The 1035-nt window shown below is 72.2% G+C and carries 1 protein-coding gene; it reads right to left on the bottom strand.

The window, feature by feature from the left end; genetic code table 11:
* Positions 1–990 (bottom strand): HNH endonuclease signature motif containing protein (locus MHO01S_RS16130; RefSeq protein WP_371836328.1); only part of this gene is annotated, 990 nt, incomplete at its 3' end.
* Positions 991–1035 lie beyond the last annotated feature (45 nt).

Below are 1035 nucleotides of genomic sequence, written 5' to 3'. Positions count from 1 at the left end.
GAGGTGGGCGAGGTTGTCGGGGGCGGTGTGGCCGCCGTCTGCGGCTGGGGTCGTGTGGTCGCGGTCGCACCGGTGCGCGGGGCGGGTGCAGCCAGGGGTGCGGCAGCGCTCATCCCGTGCGGCGAGGTAACGGCGGATTTCCGCGGACGGTCGGTAGCGGTCGACGGCGACGGGGATGCCGGTGGTCGGGTCGGTGAACACGCGATCCCACCCGGGGGTGAGCCCGGCGAGGCGTCGGGCGATCGCGGGGTCGATGGGCCCGTACCCGGTCAGGATCGCCGGGCCTCCGTCGGGGTCGCCGGCGAGGGTGAGGGCGGGGACCGTCACCTGGATCTGCGCCGTCACCGTCTCGATACCGGCGCCGGTGGCGCGGGTGGAGGGAGTGGCGGTCAGGAGCAGGTCGGTGAGGACGTCCGCACGCACCTGCGCCAACGTGCGGGAGTCTTTCGCGGCGGTCGTGGCCGTGGCCGTGGTCGTGGTCGTGCAGGTCACGCCGGTGGGGCGGACGGGGCTGGTGATGAGCGTGTCGGCATCGACGAGGGCATCCGCGTCGGTGACATCCGCGTCGCCGTCGCTGTCCTCGTCGGTCTGATCGAGGATCGCCCGACCCCGGGCCGTCAGCGTGTCGTGGATCGCGTGGGCGAGCGGGGCGGGAAGATCCGCGACCAGTCGAGCCATCCCATCGTCCAACGGGAACAAGCGGACGGACCTCTCGTCGTACGCGCGCTGCGCGGCCTCGGTGAACGCATTCGGGTCGATGGTCGCGGCGATCGCCTTCGCCGCCGCGCTCATCCGCGCAGGCGACTCCGACCGGGCCGCCTCCAGGGCGAGGGTCTCGTACCGTGCCCGGTCCTCCTCGGTCGTCAACATCGTGCCGGTGCGGCTGATCGCCCACGCATGAGCCGCATCGATCTCCCCGCTGGCCCACACCTCAAGCGTCCGCGGGAAGAGGTTGGTCAGCAGGTACGCCTCCGACATCCGGCGTTGCACACCCCGATCCGACACCCGTAAGGCCATCGCGAGCTCCAATGCGAC

It is taken from the genome of Microbacterium hominis NBRC 15708 (genome assembly GCF_001592125.1).
Classification (GTDB): Bacteria; Actinomycetota; Actinomycetes; order Actinomycetales; family Microbacteriaceae; genus Microbacterium; species Microbacterium hominis.
Note: the sequence above shows the minus strand (reverse complement) of the source record. Positions and strands in the feature narration are given on the sequence as shown.